This window comes from Photobacterium sp. R1, from assembly GCF_054600795.1.
The window spans coordinates 1-262 of the sequence record NZ_BAAHZP010000653.1 but is presented as its reverse complement, the minus strand read 5'-3'; the positions used below and the strand labels follow the sequence as shown (position 1 = coordinate 262).

The window sequence follows — 262 nt, the reverse complement described above, 5'->3', positions numbered from 1 at the left end:
CCGCCATATTATAAAGCAGATAGCTCTGATAGGCGACAAAGCATAAAATCGGAATCAAGCCTTCCAGGCGGTTGATACGACGGCGTTTACCCAGTGCCATCAGCACCAGCAGGACAGACAGGCCCAGCATGATGTAGAAGTCTCGTCCCATCGCCAGCGGACTGATCACTGAGGGGTTGAGCAGGCCCGGCAGGCCCATCACAGCCAGAATGTTGAAGACATTGGAACCTATAATGTTACCAACTGCCATGTCGTCTTCGCC

1 pseudogene is annotated in these 262 nt (G+C 53.1%); it reads right to left on the bottom strand.

Annotated elements, in window-relative coordinates:
* Nucleotides 1–262: pseudogene (locus tag ACYP03_RS26680) on the bottom strand (calcium/sodium antiporter); the annotation flags it as partial.